The 20,139-nt window shown below is 31.5% G+C and carries 17 protein-coding genes; 15 read left to right on the top strand and 2 right to left on the bottom strand.

Annotated elements, in window-relative coordinates:
- Positions 1-97: 97 nt before the first annotated feature.
- Entirely contained in the window at positions 98-2,260 is a 2,163-nt protein-coding gene (locus tag KQI42_RS02595) for a methyl-accepting chemotaxis protein (protein ID WP_216516448.1), read from the bottom strand.
- Between the two features lie 176 nt (positions 2,261-2,436).
- Positions 2,437-4,605 (bottom strand): methyl-accepting chemotaxis protein, encoded by a 2,169-nt coding sequence (locus tag KQI42_RS02590; RefSeq protein ID WP_216516446.1) that lies wholly within the window; start codon positions 4,603-4,605, stop codon positions 2,437-2,439.
- A 282-nt stretch (positions 4,606-4,887) separates the two neighbouring features.
- On the opposite strand from KQI42_RS02590, the gene KQI42_RS02585 reads away from it, so the two are divergent.
- The 15 genes from KQI42_RS02585 to KQI42_RS20830 all read left to right on the top strand — a co-directional run bounded on the left by KQI42_RS02585 (position 4,888) and on the right by KQI42_RS20830 (position 19,878).
- Complete coding sequence (locus tag KQI42_RS02585; RefSeq protein WP_216516444.1) at positions 4,888-6,048, top strand: ABC transporter substrate-binding protein; 1,161 nt, start codon at positions 4,888-4,890, stop codon at positions 6,046-6,048.
- Between the two features lie 28 nt (positions 6,049-6,076).
- Positions 6,077-6,961 carry a branched-chain amino acid ABC transporter permease gene (locus KQI42_RS02580; RefSeq protein ID WP_216516443.1) on the top strand — a complete coding sequence of 295 codons (885 nt, stop codon included), beginning with the start codon at positions 6,077-6,079 and terminating at the stop codon, positions 6,959-6,961.
- 3 nt (positions 6,962-6,964) lie between these two features.
- Complete coding sequence (locus tag KQI42_RS02575; protein ID WP_216516442.1) at positions 6,965-7,987, top strand: branched-chain amino acid ABC transporter permease; 1,023 nt, start codon at positions 6,965-6,967, stop codon at positions 7,985-7,987.
- Complete coding sequence (locus KQI42_RS02570; RefSeq protein ID WP_216516441.1) at positions 7,971-8,738, top strand: ABC transporter ATP-binding protein; 768 nt, start codon at positions 7,971-7,973, stop codon at positions 8,736-8,738. The genes KQI42_RS02575 and KQI42_RS02570 overlap by 17 nt, the downstream gene beginning before the upstream one ends.
- Complete coding sequence (locus KQI42_RS02565) at positions 8,738-9,448, top strand: ABC transporter ATP-binding protein (RefSeq protein ID WP_216516440.1); 711 nt, start codon at positions 8,738-8,740, stop codon at positions 9,446-9,448. Before KQI42_RS02570 ends, KQI42_RS02565 begins: the two co-directional genes overlap by 1 nt.
- Positions 9,449-9,604: 156 nt before the next feature.
- Positions 9,605-10,609, top strand: coding sequence for a LacI family DNA-binding transcriptional regulator (locus KQI42_RS02560; RefSeq protein ID WP_216516439.1), 1,005 nt, complete (start codon positions 9,605-9,607; stop codon positions 10,607-10,609).
- Between the two features lie 5 nt (positions 10,610-10,614).
- Positions 10,615-11,541, top strand: coding sequence for a ribokinase (rbsK, locus tag KQI42_RS02555; RefSeq protein ID WP_216516437.1), 927 nt, complete (start codon positions 10,615-10,617; stop codon positions 11,539-11,541).
- Positions 11,542-11,671: 130 nt separating this feature from the next.
- The gene (locus tag KQI42_RS02550; RefSeq protein WP_216516435.1) at positions 11,672-12,697 is read left to right on the top strand and encodes an autoinducer 2 ABC transporter substrate-binding protein; all 1,026 of its coding nucleotides are present in this window, start codon (positions 11,672-11,674) and stop codon (positions 12,695-12,697) included.
- A gap of 245 nt (positions 12,698-12,942) precedes the next feature.
- Positions 12,943-14,445 carry a sugar ABC transporter ATP-binding protein gene (locus KQI42_RS02545; protein WP_216516433.1) on the top strand — a complete coding sequence of 501 codons (1,503 nt, stop codon included), beginning with the start codon at positions 12,943-12,945 and terminating at the stop codon, positions 14,443-14,445.
- Positions 14,446-14,458: 13 nt separating this feature from the next.
- Positions 14,459-15,766, top strand: coding sequence for an ArgE/DapE family deacylase (locus KQI42_RS02540; RefSeq protein WP_216516431.1), 1,308 nt, complete (start codon positions 14,459-14,461; stop codon positions 15,764-15,766).
- A 4-nt stretch (positions 15,767-15,770) separates the two neighbouring features.
- The gene (locus KQI42_RS02535; protein WP_216516429.1) at positions 15,771-16,736 is read left to right on the top strand and encodes an ABC transporter permease; all 966 of its coding nucleotides are present in this window, start codon (positions 15,771-15,773) and stop codon (positions 16,734-16,736) included.
- A 17-nt stretch (positions 16,737-16,753) separates the two neighbouring features.
- Entirely contained in the window at positions 16,754-17,722 is a 969-nt protein-coding gene (locus KQI42_RS02530; RefSeq protein WP_216516427.1) for an ABC transporter permease, read from the top strand.
- Positions 17,723-17,776: 54 nt separating this feature from the next.
- Positions 17,777-18,517, top strand: a complete 741-nt coding sequence (locus KQI42_RS02525) for a glutamine amidotransferase (protein WP_216516425.1) — start codon at positions 17,777-17,779, stop codon at positions 18,515-18,517.
- 52 nt (positions 18,518-18,569) lie between these two features.
- Complete coding sequence (locus tag KQI42_RS21195; RefSeq protein WP_281420255.1) at positions 18,570-18,704, top strand: hypothetical protein; 135 nt, start codon at positions 18,570-18,572, stop codon at positions 18,702-18,704.
- A 301-nt stretch (positions 18,705-19,005) separates the two neighbouring features.
- A complete protein-coding gene (locus KQI42_RS20830; protein ID WP_216516423.1) occupies positions 19,006-19,878 on the top strand; it encodes an S-layer homology domain-containing protein in 873 nt (290 codons plus the stop codon).
- Positions 19,879-20,139: the final 261 nt, after the last annotated feature.

Here is a 20,139-nt window from a genome sequence, read left to right as displayed (position 1 = left end):
ATGGAAATATAGTCTTTGTTAAATAAGTAAGTTCCTCTTTTGGTGTCTATCAACAAAAGAGGAACTTACTTTATAGTCTATAGAAAGTAAAGATTTTCTATAATTTAATATGTTTAATAATTTCCTGTAGTTCATCAGCAAGTTTTGCTAAGGCTTCTGTTGAGGAAGTGATTTCTTCCGCAGATGCAGTTTGCTCTTGGGTAGCAGCTGATACATTTTGGACTTGTCCTGCTACTTCTCTAGTAATAGTCTCTGTATTAGCTATAGCAAATACAGCATCTTCTAGACTGTCTTCTACTTTTGCTACAGATTCACTACTCTTAGCCATTCCTTCGGCTACTTCTTTTATCATTTCAGCTATTTCATCAAAAGTATTTTTAGTTTCATTAACTTTTTCTATACCTTTATTTACTTCCGTATTGCTAAATTCCATGTTTTTATTTGCATCCACAATTAGAGAATGGTTATTTTTAATAAGATTGTTTATTTCTTCTGTAGATTTTTGAGTTTGTTCTGCTAATTTTCTAATTTCATCAGCAACAACAGCAAAACCTCTACCATATTCTCCAGCTCTAGCTGCTTCAATAGCTGCATTTAAAGCAAGTAAGTTTGTTTCTTCTGCTACACTTTGAATTACTACAAGGATTTCATCCATTTTTTTAGAGCTATCATTGATATTTACTAAAGAATTTTTAACTCTACTAGTACTGTCTTTAATATTATCCATTTGTCCAATAACTTCATCAATCATTTCTTTACCCTTTTCTGTACTATCATGGGAAGATTTACTTAGACCATCCACTAATTTAGCTTGTTCCATAACCAGCATAAACTGTTTAGCCACCTCTTGCATAGCAGAAGACACACCTAAAATTTCTTGTAATTGAACATCAGATTGTTGAGCTATCTCATTAGCAGCTTCAGCTACACTAGTGGAAGCTGCAGCAGATTGTTGTGATATAGCAGCTAGTTCTTCCGAGGAAGCAGCTACATGCTGAGAAGACTCTTGGACTTCAAGGGCAAAGCTTCTCATACTATCAATTACGGTTTGTATGGATCTAGCCATTAAGCCTATCTCATCTTCTCGTTGCAAAGATTTTTCGTCAACACTAAATCTCAAATCTAAATCTGCTAAAGTCTTAGTTTTACTACTAATGTCTACTATTCTTTTAGCAATTCTTTGACTTGAGAAATAAGAAATGAATAAACCAATTACTAAGGAAACAATAGATGTTTTAATTAAAGTTCTTCGTAGACCTGTTAAACCTGCCAAAGCTTCTTTTTCATTAACGTTTACAATAACGGTCCATCCTTTAAATTTAATAGGTGCATAACCTAAGTACATAGTTTCCCCATCTGCAGTATATTTACCAGTACCAGAAATTTTTCCAACAATACTGTTTATAATAGATTCTAGATCATTTTTAGACTTTTCAGTTACTCTTTCTCTTAAACTATTAAAATTAATAACATTTTCGTTACTAGAATTAGAAACTACTGTAGGGTGAGAAATTACATCGGCTTGTTCATCTAGTATGTAAGCAAAACCCGATTCACCTATTTTTACATCATTTGTAATATAATAAAATTCATCAGCACTTTTAAAGGCTACGATGGAACCTATAATCATTCCTTTATGTCTAACTGGTGCTGAAATTGCAACTTCAGTTTTTCCAGTTTCTTCTCTTTTAAAAGGTTCTGAAAAATGAGAGTAGCCCATTTTAGCTCTTTGGAAAAACTCTTGTTCATAAACATTTAATTTAGTACCGTCATCTAATATTAAATTTCCTTTAACATCTGCAATTCCAATGTTAGAAAATCTGAGTCTACTTTTTTCTTCATTTAATATTTTTACCTTTTCTTCCCAAGGGATATTTTCATCTCCCATATCCTCTAAGTTTCCCAGGGTTTCTAAAGCTATGCTATACCTTTGGATTCTTTCACCAACTAAGTTGGCCGCATCCGTAGCTTTATTTAAAAGCAATTCATTTACTGAGTCTACTAAAGAATTTTTAGATATAATAAAGGAGGAAGATCCTAGAGCTATTGTAAGATATACAATAACAAATGTAACAGATAAAATCATGCTTTTACTAATACTCTTAGTTGTAAGTTTGTTAATCTTAAGCTCATTACCCTTGATCTTTTTAAATTTAAATTTTTTGTCCTTAGGGTCTTTGTTCTTAACTTTTTTATTTTTGAGTTTACTTTCTTTAAATTTTACTTTGAATGGATTAGATTTTTTTAACCATGAATTCATTTCGTCAGCTCCTTATATTTTACTATATATATCCTATTATACAAAACTTTTCAGATTCCTCTATATGAATTATAAGATTTTTAACAAAATAAGCCAATAATCCCCTCTTTTTTCACATTATCACTGAAAAAGAGGGGATTATCTTATTTGATAAAAAATAATTAAATAAAGACTTTTTATAATTTAATATGTTTAATAATTTCTTGTAGTTCATCAGAAAGTTTTGCTAAGGAATCTGTTGATGAAGTAATTTCATCCATAGATGCCATTTGTTCTTCTGTAGCCGCTGACACATTTTGTATTTGGCTTGTTACTTCTCTAGTTATGGTTTCTGTATTGGCTATAGCAAATACTGCATCACTTAAATTGCCTTCTACACTTATTATAGATTCGTTGCTTCTAGTTACTTCTTCAGCCACTTTTTCAATAATTGCAGCAATATCATCAAAAGTATTCTTAGTTTCGTTGACTTTTTCTATACCTTTGTCTACTTGTGTGTGGCTAAATTCCATATTTTTATTTGCATCTAGGATTAAAGAATGATTATTCTTAATAAGATTATTTATTTCTTCTGTAGATTTTTGAGTTTCTTCTGCTAATTTTCTAATTTCATCAGCAACAACAGCAAAACCTCTACCATATTCTCCAGCTCTAGCTGCTTCAATAGCTGCATTTAAAGCAAGTAAATTTGTTTCTTTTGCTACGTTTTGAATTACTACGAGAATTTCATCCATTCTTTTAGAGCTATCATTGATACTTAATAAAGAATTTTTAACCTCATTGGTACTATTTTTAATATTTCCCATCTGACCAATAACTTCATCAATTATCTTTTTACCACTTTCTGTACTATCATAAGCATTTTTAGTGAGACTTTCGACTAAATTAAACTGTTCTAAAACAAACATAAATTGTTGGGCTACCTTTTGCATACTAGTAGATACACCTAAAATTTCTTGTAATTGAGTATCGGATTGTTGAGCTATTTCATTAGCAGCTTCAGCTACACTAGCAGAAGATGCTGCAGATTGTTGTGATATAGCAGCTAATTCTTCAGAGGAAGCAGCCACATGTTGAGAAGATTCTTGGACCTCAAGGGCAAAGTTTCTCATATTATCTATTACAGTTTGTATAGATCGAGCCATTAAACCAAGTTCATCTTTTCTTCGTAGGGAGTTTTCGTCAACGTTAAAACTTAAATCTAAATCAGATAAGACTTTAGTTTTATTACTAATATCCACAATTTTTCTAGCAATTCTTTGGCTGGATAAAGAAGAAACAAATAGACCAATTATTAGAGAAACTGTAGCTGTAATGATTAAAGTTCTTTTCAAAGAGACCAAGCTTGCTAATATTTCTTTTTCTTTAATATTTACAATCAAAGTCCATCCCTTTGACTTAATAGGAGCATAACCTAAGTGAATAACATCTCCATCTTCAATGTACTTTCCAGTACCAGGTACTTTATTATCAATACCATTTATTATAGATTCTAAATCTTCTTTGGATTCAGCTGTTGTTCTGTCTCTTAAACTATTAAAATTAACTCCTCCAGCACTACTAGCATGAGAGACTATTGTAGGATGGGAAATTATATCAGCGTTATCATCTAATATGTAAGCAAAGCCTTCTTCGCCAATTTTTATATCATTTGCAATATAATAAAATTCATCGGCACTTTTAAAAGCTACAACAGAACCTATAATCATTCCTTTATGTTTTAAAGGTACTGCAATTGCAACTTCAGTTTTTCCAGTTTCTTCTCTTTTAAAAGGTTCTGAAAAGTAGGAATAGCCCATTTTAGATTTTTGGAAAAATTCTTGCTCATAAACATCTAATTCAATACCATCATCCAATATTAAAGTTCCTCTAACATCAGCAATACCAATTCCAGAATATTTAAGTCTACCTTTTTCCTGTTTTAATATTTCAATTTTATCTTCAAAAGGAACGTTTTCATCTCCCATAAATTCTAAATTACCTAAAGTTTCTAAGGCAACAGTATATTTTTGTATTCTTTCATTTACTAAATTGGCTGCATCTTTAGCTTTGTTAAAAAGAATTTCATTGGATGAGTTCACTAAAGATCTTTTAGATATAATAAAGGAGGAAGATCCTAAAGCTGCAGTAAGACAAATAATAATTAAGGTAACGGATAAAATTAAATTTTTACTAATGCTTTGAGATGTATTTATCTTTTCTTTAATCTTATTTTTCCCAGAAATATTGTTTCTATTTTTTCTCGTTTTAATTTTCCTAAAAAAACTATTAGATTTCTTTTCTTCACTCTTATTTTTTTTGATTTTGTTTTCAAAGAGTTTAGGTTTTTTTAGCTTTAAATTCATCTTGTCAGCTCCTTATATTTATATTTTCCTTTATATATAATTATACAAAACTTTCCAAAGTCCTCTATATTTATACAAAAATTTAATATATCATTAATTTAAAGTACCACACCATTGACTTTGCTTGATTGAGGTATTATACTAAAGTATATAAAAAGAATATTCCCAAAAATACAAAAATTCAGATTCAATTAATAGTCCTGCTTACTTCACTGAAAAATTTGAGCCAAAGACATGTCTACAAACATGTCTTTAAATATATTTAAAAGGAGGAGCTTTTAAATGAAAAAGAAAATAGGGTTAATATTTTTATCAGTTTTACTGGTAGCAGCATCTCTTTCAGGATGTGCTTCCAAGGAAACAGCAGGTGGAGATGACGAAGAGGTTATAAAAATAGGTGTATTTGAACCTATGACTGGCTCTAGTGCAGCAGGTGGAGAAATGACAGTAGAAGGCATTAAACTTGCCAATGAAACAAGAAGCGAGGTTTTGGGGAAAAAGGTAGAATTAGTAATAGTGGATAACAAAAGTGACAAGGTAGAAGCAGCCAATGCTGCATCTAGACTAATAGAAAAGGACAAAGTTGTTGCAATTATAGGTAGTTATAGTAGTTCCTTATCTATGGCAGCAGGAGATATAGTTAAAAATGCTAGAGTTCCAGCAGTAGGATGTTCACCAACCAATCCGTTGGTAACTTTAAACAATGATTATTATTTTAGAGTATGTTTTATAGACCCATTCCAAGGTACTGTAATGGCTAATTATGCATTTAATGACTTAGGAGCTAAGAAAGCAGCCATTATTCAAGATGTACAGCAAGATTATTCTGTAGGTTTAAGTAAATATTTTATAGATTCTTTTAAGAAATTAACTGGTGATGATAATAGTATTGTAGGCATTACTTCCTATAATACAGGAGATCAAGATTTTTCAGCACAACTTACAAATGTTAAAGGATTAAATCCAGATGTAATATTTGCTCCAGGAAACTATGGAGAATGTGCTTTACTAATTAAACAAGCTAGGGACTTAGGTATAAACGTACCAATTCTTGGCGGAGATACATGGGAAGCTCCAGAATTTATAGATATTGGTGGCACAGCAGTAGAAGGGGCTGTATTTAGTACTCACTTTACATCAGAAGCTCCTGTAACAGAATTATCAAAGACTTTCTTATCTGATTATGAAGCTAAATACAAGAAAGAAGCTAACGCTTTTGCTGCTTTAGGATATGATGCTTATATGGTAATTTTAGATGCAATAGAGAGGGCTAACTCAACAGATTCTATTAAGATTAAAGAAAATATAGCTACAACTAAGGACTTCGTTGGGGCTACAGGAACTATTACTTTAGATACAAATGGAGATGCTGTAAAAAGTGCTGTAATAAAGAAAGTTGATGGAGGTAAGTTTGTTTATTTGACCACAGTAGAACCTAATTAAAAAGTTTAGCTAAAATGGGGGATAAGGTATGAACATTCTACAACATATTACCAATGGAATATCTTTAGGAAGCCTTTATGCTTTAATAGCTATAGGCTATACCATGGTTTATGGAATATTAAGACTAATAAATTTTGCTCATGGCGATATATTTATGTTAGGAGCATACATAACTTACTATGGGGTCTTATTTACTCCTATACCTTGGTGGATAGTTTTTATATTAGCAGCAGTTGTAACTGGTATAATAGGTCTCCTCCTTGAAAAGTTAGCATATAAACCGCTAAGGGGATCACCAAGAATAACTATACTGATATCAGCTATAGGGGCTTCTTTCTTTTTGGAGAATCTAGGTATAGTAGTTTTTGGGGGAAGGCCAAAGGCCTTCCCAACTCCTGATGTGTTTAATAAGGTTATAAATATAAGAGGAGTATCCACTGGATTGGTCACATTTATAATTCCTATTGTAACTGTTTTATTACTCATAGCTCTAACTTATTTTATAACTAAAACAAAGACAGGAATGGCTATGAGAGCTTTATCTAAGGATTATGAAACGGCAAGTTTAATGGGAATAAATATAAATAGAATAATATCCATAACTTTCTTTATAGGTTCATTCCTGGCAGCAGTGGGAGGAATAATGTGGGGAATAAAGTTTCCGCAATTAATGCCTTTAATGGGAGTTATGCCTGGACTCAAGTGTTTTATAGCTGCGGTAATAGGTGGAATAGGCAATATTACAGGTGCGGTAATAGGAGGATTCATCTTAGGTCTAGGAGAAATTTTACTAGTTGCCCTTCTTCCAGGATTAACTGGATATAGGGATGCCTTTGCATTTGTTCTTTTAATCCTAATACTTCTCATTAAGCCAACAGGTTTAATGGGAGAAAAAATTGCAGAGAAGGTGTAGCTTATGAGAAATAAAAAAATAATATTAAGTTTAATAGGTATAATTGCTACTGGTATTTTACTCTTTATACTTGGAAATGTTTTAGATACTTATAAAATAAGAATACTAAATTTATGTGGAATATATATAATTTTAGGTCTAAGTATGAACCTTATTAATGGCTTTACAGGATTGTTTTCTTTAGGTCATGCAGGGTTTATGGCTATAGGAGCTTATACCGTTGCAATCCTTACTATGTCTGTTCCTATGAAAGAATTAAATTTTTTTATGAAACCTATGGTACCTTTCTTAGCTAATTTGGAATGGAGTTTTTTCCCTGCCTTGATTATGGCAGGCTTGATTTCAGCATTAGTTGGTTTTTTAATAGGTGCTCCTGTACTAAAGCTTACAGATGATTATTTAGCCATAGCTACTTTAGGTTTTTCAGAAATTATAAGAGTAGTATTTATAAATATTCAATCTATAACTAATGGAGCTTTAGGATTAAAAGGAATACCAAGCAACACTAATCTTTGGTGGAGCTGGGGAACTGCCGTATTTACTATAATATTTATAGGTCTTTTAATGGAGGGAAGCTACGGAAAAGCTTTTAAGGCTATACGAGAAGATGAAATTGCAGCTAGGTCCATGGGAATAGATTTATTTAAGCATAAAGTAATGAGCTTTACCATAGGTTCTTTTTTTGCTGGAGTAGGAGGAGGGTTACTAGCGGCATTGCTAGGAACTATTGACCCAACAATGTTTAAATTTGCACTAACCTTTAATATTCTCTTAATAGTAGTATTGGGAGGAATGGGAAATATAAAAGGTACTGTAATATCAGCCATTGTTATAACCATAGCTATGGAAGCTTTAAGGTTTTTAGATGAATCTATTAATCTAGGATTTATGACTATACAGGGAATTCCAGGAATGAGGATGGTTATTTTTTCAATAATCCTAATGCTGGTAGTAATATTTAAAAAGGATGGATTGTTAAAAAGCAACCTAAAGGATGTGAGGCGAAATTATGCTAAAAATAGATAATGTAACTATGAAATTTGGCGGTGTTGTAGCAGTAAATGGTTTTAATTGTTATATAGAAAATGGTCAAGTGGTTGGACTAATAGGTCCAAATGGAGCAGGAAAAACTACGATTTTCAATGTAGTAACAGGTGTTTATAAGCCTACAGAAGGAGAAATTATATTTGATCCAGAAGGAAAAGAAGAAAAGATATCAAAATTAAGACCAGATCAAATAGCCAAGCTTGGAATATGCAGAACTTTTCAAAACATCCGTTTATTTAAGGAACTCTCAGTTGTTGAAAATGTATTTATAGGAAGCCATCTAAGGTTAAAGTCTAATGTATTTTCCTCTATTATTAGACTTCCCAAATATAATAATGAGGAAAGACAGATGATGGAAAAAGCCTTCTATTTACTAGAAAAAGTAGGACTATATGAGGAAAAGAATGAAAAGGCTTTTTCGCTTCCCTATGGTAAACAAAGAAGGTTGGAAATCGCTAGAGCTTTGGCTACAGAACCAAAACTACTCTTATTAGATGAACCAGCAGCAGGAATGAATCCTCAAGAAACCCAAGAGTTAATGGAGTTTATTGCTGAAATAAAAGAGGAATTTGATTTAACCATATTTCTAATCGAGCATCATATGGAAGTAGTAATGGGAATTTGCGAAAAAATATTGGTATTGGATCATGGAACTTTAATATCACAAGGCAGCCCTCAAGAGATTCAAAATGATGAGAGGGTTATAGAAGCTTACTTGGGGGTGGAATAATGCTTTCGATAACCGATTTACATGTTAGTTATGGAGGGATAAAAGCTCTAAGGGGTATAGATATAAACATTGAAGAAAACAAGATAGTAACCTTAATAGGTGCCAATGGAGCTGGTAAGTCTTCTACCTTAAGAGCTATTATGGGACTCATTAAAATAGATGAAGGAAAAATAAAATATGATGATGAAGACTTAACAAATCATAAAACTATGGATATTGTTAAAAAGGGAATAGTCTTAGTACCTGAAGGAAGAAAAGTTTTTGTAAACCTTTCTGTGGAAGAAAACTTAATTCTTGGTGCTTATACTAGAAATGATAAAGCAGGAATAAATAAAGATATTGAAGAGATTTATAAATTATTTCCAAGACTTAAAGAGAGAAGCTGGCAGAAGGCTGGAACTTTATCTGGGGGAGAACAACAAATGTTAGCCGTAGGCAGAGCATTGATGATTAAGCCTAAGGTTTTAATGATGGATGAACCTTCTTTAGGCTTGGCTCCCTTATTAGTAAAGGATATATTTGATATAATTAAAGAGATTCATAGTCAAGGTAATACTATACTTTTGGTAGAACAAAACGCTAAAAAGGCTTTGGAAATTGCAGACTATGGATATGTTTTAGAAACGGGAAGATTAGTCTTAGAGGGAGAAGGTCAAAAATTATTAAGAGATGAAAGAGTAAAAGAAGCATATCTTGGAGAAGCTAAATAATAAGAGAGTCCTTTAGTTTAGAAAAGAACTAAAGGATTTTCTTATTTAGTTTATTGACAATTCAAAAACTATAGTATATCATTACAAATAATAGTAGTTAAAACGTTTTAATAAATCGTTTTAATACGTTATAAAATCTATGAAAGGAAAATATTAATGACCATTACCATTAAAGATATAGCAAGAGAAGCGAACGTATCCATTACAACTGTGTCTATGATACTAAACAATAAGGGTGATTCTTTTAGTGAAGAAACTAGAAATAAGGTATTAAGACTAGTTGAAGAAATGGGATATAAACCTAATGCACTAGCTAGAAGTTTGGTAACTAAGAAAACTAAAACAATAGGGCTGATAGTTCCAGATATAACTAACCCTTTTTATACACAGACTGCTAGAGCTATAGAAGATGTAGCTAATAACAAAGGCTATAGCCTTATATTATGTAACACAGATAACGATTTTAATAAAGAAAAAAAGTATATAAAAGTACTTAAAGAAAAATATATAGATGGAATTATATTCACTACTAGTGCATTTATCCATTTAGATAAGGTAAGAGAAATCATAGGAGATACTCCCATTATACTACTAGATGAAAATGTGGAGGCAGATATTATTCATGGAGTTTTTCTTGATAATCTAGAGGGAGGATATGAAGCAGCAAAGCATTTGCTCCAACTAGGTCATAGAAGAATTGCTTGTGTTACAGGTCCTCCAAATACAAAAAATGCTATAGATAGAATGAATGGATTTAAAAAAGCTCTGAAAGAGTTTGAGGTACCTTTTTGTGAAGACTTAGTATATGAAGGGAATTATAAACTTGAAAGTGGAATAAAAGCTGTAGAAAAATTTGAAGATAAGGAGTACTCAGCTATTTTTGCCTTTAATGATATGATGGCTTTTGGTGTTTATAAAGGATTAAAAAGTAAAGGCTTAAAAGTTCCTGACGATGTATCTATAGTAGGCTTTGATAATTTAAATCTATCTGAAATAGTAGAACCTTGTTTAACTACTGTAGCTCAGCCCAATTATGAAATGGGTACTACAGCAGCTAAAATGTTAATTAACATTATTGAAGATAAAAATCTTAAAGATAATGTTCAAATATATAAACCTCAGTTAATTGTTAGGGGTAGTACTAAATCTATAGAGGAGTGATACTAATGTCTGACATAGTAGTTGTAGGAAGTTTAAATATGGATATGGTAGTCAATGTACCTCATATACCAGCTGTGGGAGAAACCCTTTTAGCTACAGATATTCACCATTATGCTGGCGGAAAAGGAGCCAATCAAGCCGTTGCAGCTGCTCGTCTTGGAGCTAAAGTATCTATGATCGGAAGAGTTGGCAAGGATAAAAATGGAGAACTTTTGTTAAAAAATTTAAGGGATAATAACATTGATGTTAGTGGAATGGAAATTGATGAAGATATGTCTGGGACAGCCTTCATCAATGTAGATCCATTAGGAGACAATAATATAGTAGTGTATCCTGGAGCTAATAATAAGATAACTATAGATCAAATAGAAAGACATAGATCAATTATCGAAAATAGTAAAATTTGTATACTTCAATTAGAAATACCTTATAACGTAGTTAAGTATGTAGTAGATTTATGTTATGAAAAAGGAGTAAAGGTAATTTTCAATCCAGCACCAGCTTTAGAAGGAATAGAAGATGAATTGATTAAGAAAACTTATATTCTTGTTCCTAATGAAACTGAATTAGCTATGATGTCTGGTAAAATTGAATTTATTATGGATAATATTGAAGATTTGTCAAGGAAAGTATATTCAAGAGGTTGTGAAAACCTAATAGTAACTTTGGGAAATAAAGGAAGTCTATATGTAAAGGATGGATGCTTAAAATATTTTGAAAGTAAAAAGGTTAAAGCAGTAGATACTACAGCTGCAGGAGATTCTTTCGTGGGTGGACTGGCTGTAGGTCTTGTTGAAGGAAAGAGTATCGAAGAATCTATTAAGTTTGCAACTTTTGTGTCTGCTTTAGCTGTAACCAAAAATGGAGCTCAAGATTCTTTACCCAATAGATTAGAAGTAGAAGAATTTATTAATATATATAAACCGTTGTAAATTGTTCAAAGAAAGGGTATTACTATTACTTTTTAGCTAGACATACATATTTTTTAATAAAAGATTTAAATTGAATCTAGCTAAAGAGAGTAGTTTTAATACTATTTAAATTTAAGGAGGAGATTTTAGTATGTCAAAAAAATTTAAAAAACTATGTACACTAGTACTAGCTGTTTCACTTATTCTTACTTCATTAGCTGGATGTACAAAAGATAAAGCTGAAGAAACATCTGGAAATGATGCAAAGAAGAAAATTGCATTTATTCCTCAATTAATAGGAATCCCATACTTTACAGCAATGGAAGAAGGAGGACAAAAAGCTGCAGCAGATTTAGGTGTTGAGTTTATTTACTCAGGAGCAACAACAGCAAGTGCTCCAGAGCAATCAAAGATTATGGATAGTTTAATAAGACAAAAAGTAGATGCAATTTCTATTTCAGTATTGGATAGTTCTTCAATTAATCCAATAATTGAAAAAGCAAAAGAAGCAGGAATTAAAGTTTATACGTCAGATAGTGATAGCCCTACAAGTGAAAGAGAGATTTACGTTGCTCAGGCAATGGATAAAGATTTAGGCTACACCTTAATTGATAGACTTGCTCTTCAGTTAGGTAACCAAGGGAAAATAGGAGTTGTTTCAGGCGAATCTACTGCAACCAACTTAAATCTTTGGATAGACTATATGAAAGAAAGAATAAGTAGTGAATATCCAAACATGGAGATACTAGATGTTAGATACACACAAGGTGGAAGTAGTGAATCAGCTTTAAAACAAGCTCAAGAGTTAATGACTAAACATTCAGATATCAATGCAATAATCGCAGTAGCTTCAAGTACAATACCTGGAGTAGCTCAAGCAGTGCAACAAGCTGGAAAAGCTGGACAAGTTGCTGTAATTGGATATGGCTCCCCTCAAACTGTAAAGCCATTTATTGAATCAGGTGTTATGGAAGAATCTATACTATGGAATGCATTTGATCTTGGATACCTAACTGTATGGGCAGGACAACAACTAGTTGAAGGAAAAGAGTTTTTACCAGAAAACGAAGTTCCAGGATTAGACTATAAAGTTAAGTACTTAAAGGATGAAAAGACTCTTCTTCTTGGACCTCCACTAGTTATCAATAAAGATAATGTAGATGATTATGATTTCTAATAGTTCTACACTAGAACTAACAAAGTGCTGGACAAGCTATAAATAAAGTTATTATTTCAAAAAGGATTTCTCTTATATTGTATAAGGTTTTAATAATATTTTATCTAATGCAGCATAGGAAAATCCTTTTTGAGATATAAAATATTCTTGTAAAGTAATAGAAGATTTGAATTTAGATTTTTTCTTTTCATTAGCAAAGTGTTTCAAATCGAAGATATTGCTTACTTGTTAGGAGTGAAATACATTTGAGTAATATTACACTAGAATTAAAGAATATAAGCAAATCCTTTGGAGGAGTTAAGGCTTTAAAAAATATAGATTTAAAGGTAAAGGACGGAGAAGTACTGGCAATAGTTGGAGAAAACGGTGCTGGGAAATCCACCTTAATGAAAATAATAGCAGGTGCTCTTCAACCAAATGAAGGTTCTATACTTTATAAAGGAGAAACTGTTACATTTAATACACCCTTAGAAGCAATGAATAAAGGAATATCTATAGTTTATCAAGAACCTAATATTTTTGGAGATATGTCAGTTTTAGAAAATTTATTTATTGGTAGTGAAATGATAGATAAATCAGGGACTATCGATTGGGATAAAATGTACAAAGAGGCTATAGAAGCATTGAAGCTAGTTAAATTATCAGAAGAGATAATATCCAAAAGAATGAATGAGCTGTCAATTGGAACCCAACAACTAGTATTAATTGCAAGAGGTATATTTAAAAAGTGTAAGATTTTAATATTGGATGAGCCAACTTCTATATTAAGTCATGCAGAAACAGAAACTCTATTTAGCATAATAGAAGACCTGAGAGAAAAAGGAGTAAGTATTTTATATATAAGCCATAGATTAAAAGAGATTATTGAAATAAGCGATAATATAGTGGTTTTGAGAGATGGACAAATAACAGAAAACCTTAAACCAGAAGAGGCAAGTGAAGATAGAATAATTACTGCTATGTCGGGCAGAGAAGTGAATATGGATACTTATAGAGATAGGGATCTAAGCGAAGCCCCAATATTAATAGATGTAAAAGGTTTATCATCTTTAAAATATTTTGAAGATGTATCTTTCAATATAAAACGTGGACAGATATTAGGAATGTATGGTCTAGTAGGGTCTGGAAGGTCTGAAGTTGCAAGAACCATATTTGGAGATTTAAAGAAAGATAATGGAGATATATATTTTGAAGGACAAAAGATAGATATAAGAAGCCCTAAGGAAGCAGTAAGTAAGAAGATTTTTTATGTACCTGAAGATAGAGGCGTGCAAGGATTATTTGGATTACATTCTGTTCAATATAATATGAGTGCATCCTTTATAGATATTTTCTGTAACAAATTAAGTGTTATAGATAAAAATAAAGAAGAAAATACTATTGAAAATAATATTGATAAATATAGCATAAAAACAAATAATATGAAATCTAAAATTACTAGTTTAAGTGGTGGATCTCAACAAAAAGTATTATTTTGTCGTTGGCTGTTAGAAGAACCGAAACTATTAATTTTAGATGAACCTACAAGAGGTATTGATGTAAAAACTAAAGCTGAAATACATAATTATATTATGGATTTAGCAGCTAATGGTGTATCTGTTTTATTAATCTCTTCAGATTTGCCAGAAGTTCTTATGTTAAGTGATGTAGTGGTAACAATGCGTCAAGGTAAGATTACTGGCTGCATTAATAGAGAAGATTTAAGTGAAGAACTTGTTTTAAAATTATCTGTTGGTCTAAATGATTAAGGAGGGAAAGTTCATGGATTATAAAGAAAAAGTTGTTGAGTGGATTGATAGTAATCAATTAGACATTGCTAAAGTTTTAAGTGAAATGGTAAAGATACCAAGTGTAAATCCATTTTTTGAAGACAATAAAGACGTTATTTATGAAGAGAAATTTCAAGAATTTTTAGCTAATTATTTAGAAGAAATGGGAATGAACGTAGAATTATGGGAACCTAATGCTAAAGAATTAGCTAAATATGAAGGTAAAGCAGGATACTATGAAGGTAGGGATTTTACAAATCGTCCAAATTTACATGGAGAACTTAAAGGTACAGGAGGAGGAAAGTCCATATTACTATTTGGACATGCTGATGTAGTAAAAGCTGGAGATGAATGGCAGGAAGACCCTTTTGGTGGAGAAATTAAAGATGGCCGAATTTATGGTAGAGGAACAGTAGACATGAAAGGTGGAATTGCTGCTATGGTAATGGCTGTAAAGGCCATAAAAGAGTCTGGAATAAAGCTAAGAGGTGATGTATACGTAGGTAGTGTTTCAGATGAAGAAGCTGGAGGTATGGGTACATTAGCCTATGTTGATAAAGGATATAGAGCTGATGGATGTATAGTAACTGAACCAACAAAACTTAATATTGCTCCTTTATGTAGAGGTATTTTATGGGGAAAATTAACGGTTTTAGGCAGAGCAGGACATATTGAAATGGATCAGGAAGATTGGAGAACTGGTGGTGCAGTAGATGCTATAGATAAAGCCACATTGTTTTTAGAACATTTTAAACGTTTAAATAAAGAGTGGGCTATTACTAAAAAGCACCCACTATTACCTATACCATGTCAGATTAATATAGCTCAGTTTAACGCAGGAGAATATCCTACATCTTATGCTAGTAAAGCAGAAATAGTATTCAATGCTCAATATTTACCTTCAGAAAAAGATGAGAATGGTTTAGGAAGTAATGTGAAGAAAGAAATTGAAGACCTTGTAATGAAGGTAGCTAATACAGATCCATGGCTTCAAGAGAACTTACCTGAAATTCAATGGATTGTAGATGCAGATTGTGGAGAAACCGATTATGGTAATCCATTTGTTCAAACAATGGAAAAAGCAGCATTGAGTATAAATAATGACATAACTGTAGAAGGATTAAGCTGTCATAGTGATATGGGATGGCTCATAGAATCAGGAATACCAACAGTTAATTTTGGACCAGGAGAACCTAGAATAGCCCATCAGGCTGATGAATATGTAGAAATTAGCAAATTAATTGAAGCTACTAAGATAATAGCTCTAACTATAATTAATTGGTGTGGAATAGAGGAGTGATTCAATGTTAAGGAAATATGTGCCACAGCCTAGTAAAAGAGAATATATAACATTTATTCTATTGCTACTAGAGATACTCCTATTTGGCATGATAGCAGATAACTTTTTATCTTTAGATAATATTGTTAGAGTAATACAAAATTCTGCTGAAATAGCTCTTGTAAGTATAGGGATGACTATGGTTATGTTATTAGGTGGAATAGATTTATCTGTTGGGTCCACAATGGGAATCGTGGCAATAGTTGCTGGAAAAATGATACAAGGAAATTCTAATAATTTTGTAGTTCTAATAGTTGCAATGGGTCTTGGCATAATTTTAGGTACTATTAATGGATTGATTATAACTAAATTCAAGATACCAGATATAATAGTTACTCTTGCAACTATGAATATATGGAGAGCCATGATTTTTATGATGCTAGGAGGAAAGTGGATTACTGGATTGAACAGTGTTTTTTCAAAGTTGACAACGGGAAAAATTTTAGGAATTCCAGTACTTTTACTAGTAATTATAGCTTTCTATGCATTATTTTACTACATCACTATGTATAGACCGTTTGGAAGACATCTATATGCAACTGGCAGTAATATTCAATCTGCTGAACTATTAGGAATCAATGCAAATAAGATAAAAATAATATCTTATTCCTTACTTGGTCTAATGGTTGGATTAGCTTCCATACTTTATATATCCAGAATGGGAAGTGTAGAGATGACCATTGGTTCAGAACTTTCCTTACAATGTATAGCAGCAGTTACTTTAGGTGGTACTAGTGTAAAAGGAAAAGGTGGAAAAGGGTCTTTAATAGGAACTTTAGCCGGTGTATTCTTTATAGCCTTTCTAAGAAATGGAATAGTAATTTTAGGAGTACCATCATTATTAGAAAATGCTTTTATTGGAATGCTAATTATTGGTTCTATCTTATTTGATTTCTTCCTTGATAAGAAGAAGGTTGCAAAAGCTGCATAGCATTAGAAGTGAAGAGGGTGATTAAAATTAAAAAATTATTGACAAATGTTGTTACCAGTAGGACAAGTTTTTTAATATCTTTACTGCTGTTTATTATAATAATATTGTCTTTTTCTAGTCCATACTTTTTAAGTATAAGCAATCTTTTAGAAATAACTCAATTTGGAGCCGTTCTTGCAATAGTTGCTTTAGGTGAAGCTCTTATAATTTTATCGGGAAATGAAGGAATAGATTTATCTGTAGGTGCGATTCTTAGCTTATCAGGAGTATTGTTTGGATTAGCAATTAATAATGGATTTAGTATGGGTGCTGCCATAATAATAACAATATTATCAGGAATATTATTAGGGTGTATAAATGGTATTCTGATAGCTTATATAGGGATTCCTCCATTGATTGGAACATTAGGGACAATGTATATATATAGTTCTCTTGCCCTGTATTTAACTGGTGGTACACCAATTAGTGGGTTCCCACAATATTTTAGAATATTAGGTCAAAAAAATACTTTTGGAATACCGAACCAAGTTCTTTTTGTAGCTATACCAATTTTTATATTCACTTACTTTATAATAAAGAGAACATCCTTTGGGAGAAAAGTATATTTAGTAGGAACTAATGACGTGGCAGCTAGACTTGCTACTATAAATACACCAAAGGTTAGAATGGCGTTATATGCTTACTCTGGATTTTTAGCTAGTATAGCTTCTATAATAATGTGTTCTTGGTTAATGACTGCTAGAGCAGATGTTGGAAATGGATTGGAATTACAAGCAGTAACAGTATCTGTATTAGGTGGTATTAATATAAAAGGTGGAGAAGGAAATTTAAGTGGCGTCATGTTGGCTGTTTTAATAATTACTATAACTTCTTCTGGACTTCAAATTGCAAATGTTAACTCAATATGGCAGCTAGCAATTTTAGGTTTTATACTTATCTTTGCCGTATTATTGAATCAATATATTGTTGATAAAAAAGTAGCTTAAATAGATAAAGGATTATTTTTTAAATTTAATATTAAATAGAGGAGTGTGATTTTATTGAAACGAATACTAATTGCAGGAGAATCTTGGTTTACTCATACTATCCATGTAAAAGGATTTGATACATTTACAACTAGCTCCTACGGGGAAGGTATAAAATGGCTAAGAGAAGCCTTAGAAGAAGGTGGACATGAGGTAATTCATGTTCCAAATCATAAGATAGGAGAGGATTTTCCCTATACCTTGGAAGAATTAAAGAAATATGACGTAGTAATACTATCTGACATAGGGTCTAATACCTTATTGTTACCAGATTCAACTTTCGTAAAAAGCTTAAAAAATCCAAATAGATGTGATTTGATTAAAGAATATGTAGAAGACGGTGGAGCTTTTTGTATGATAGGTGGTTACATGTCTTTTACAGGAATTGATGCGAAAACTAGATATGGAGAAACTGCTATAGGGGATATACTTCCAGTAGTCATGTTAGAAAAGGATGATAGAGTAGAGTTTCCACAAGGAATAAACCCAGTAGTAGAAAATAACCATGAAATCTTAGAAGGAATAGATAAAAATTGGCCCCATTTCTTAGGATATAACAAAACTATACTTAAGGAAGAAGGAACTGTAATAGCGACTATAAACAGTGATCCTTTCATTGCAGTAGGAGAATATGGAAAAGGAAAATCAGCAGTATTTACCTCAGACTGTGCTCCTCATTGGGGACCACCAGAATTTACTGAATGGAAATATTATAATAAATTCTGGAACAACTTGATAGATTGGTTAACTAAATAAGCCCACACCTTACTAATTAATATATAACCCCACTAAAAGCCCATTTAGATCCTTGGATTTAAATGGGTTTTTATATAAAATACCATCTGTTAATAGAAAAAGTGATTCAGAAGAATTTAAGGAAACAAGAGAGAAGGTTTATATAGCATCATTTTTAACAGGCATAGGGGAAAGCTTAGAGATTTAGGAATAGAAGAAGATAAATATATAGTAGCTATGAAAGAAAATATTGATTCTGCTTTAAAATCGGGAGGATTGCAATTTTCTCCAAGAGTTCCCAACTACGAAGGAGCAGAGATATTTATGAAAAAATCTTATTATGGAAAATAAGAATATTTTAAAGAGTTTTCAACAAAAAGTTCAGTAGGAATATGTTTCTACTGAACTTTTTGTTCTATTTTGTAACCTTAATGTAAAGATTAAAGAGATGAAAAGGGTATATACTATAATATATACAGGAAATAGAATTTTTATAAGGGGTGGTATATGTGATAAAAAAGGTTTCTGTTTTATTTGTAGTTTTAATATTATCTATGACTGGGACAGCCCATGGTGCTATGGGGGACAAATTAATGACACATTGGGCTAAAAATGAAATAGATAAGGAATTTTTAGCTTACTATTTTCCCTATCTAGCTAAAGAAAACTTTAAAAAACTTGATCCCAATGCACCTATGATGGAACATGACTTTATTATTTCCTTAGCTTCTTTACTCAAGGATTATGGATATAATATTAGTAGTATCGGATTAAATGAAAGCATAAGTAGAAGAGATATGGTATCCATATTAGGAGAAAAGTTAGTTGAAACAGAAACAATTTTATTAGAAAATGTAGAACTTCCTTTCAAAGACATTAATACAATGAATAAAGATGAAATAAAATTATTAATGGGACTATATAAACCGGGAATTATTCAAGGAAATTCAAATGCTAAGTTTGATCCAGATCGGAAATTATCTCAGGCAGAAGCTATAATTATTTTACAAAGAGTGAAAGGAGTATTAGATAAAATGAAAGTCATATCATATAATACTTTGGGTATAGTTCAAACTTATAACAGTCAAGAAGAATTGATAATTAAAGAAAATGATGATAAGGTGTTGCTTACTATAACTAAAGAATTTCCAACACCAGGATACTCAATGTCTGTAGACAAAATAGTTAGGAGTCCAGGAGGATATAAAGTATTTTTAAATGTAATACCTCCAAAAGAAGGTCTAATTCAAATGCAAGTTATTACCTATAAGACTTTAACTTTAGAAATAGATAAAGATATGCTAGGAAATTCTCCTTATAATTTTATTGTAGAAGATGAAAAACTTTTAGCTTTTAAAGGCAAAACTGCATGGCAAAGATAGTCCTTAAGTTTCTCTAAGATATAACTTTGGGCAGTTTCTGCCCTACATGCCCAAAGATAACTGACTATTAGAAAAAATTTATACCAGAATTAAATAAATATTTCTAAATTGGTTTGGACAGGCTATTTTTCTAATATAATTTAAAGAACTGTTAATATAGTTTTAACTAAATGGTAATATTTCTATATATAATTCCGATAAATAACCGAGATAAGATCCTCGGTTATTTTTAATTTTAAAAAATATTATAATGCCTATTGA

It is taken from the genome of Tissierella simiarum (genome assembly GCF_018917865.1).
Classification (GTDB): domain Bacteria; phylum Bacillota; class Clostridia; order Tissierellales; family Tissierellaceae; genus Tissierella_C; species Tissierella_C simiarum.
This window is presented reverse-complemented; position numbering and strand designations above follow the sequence as displayed.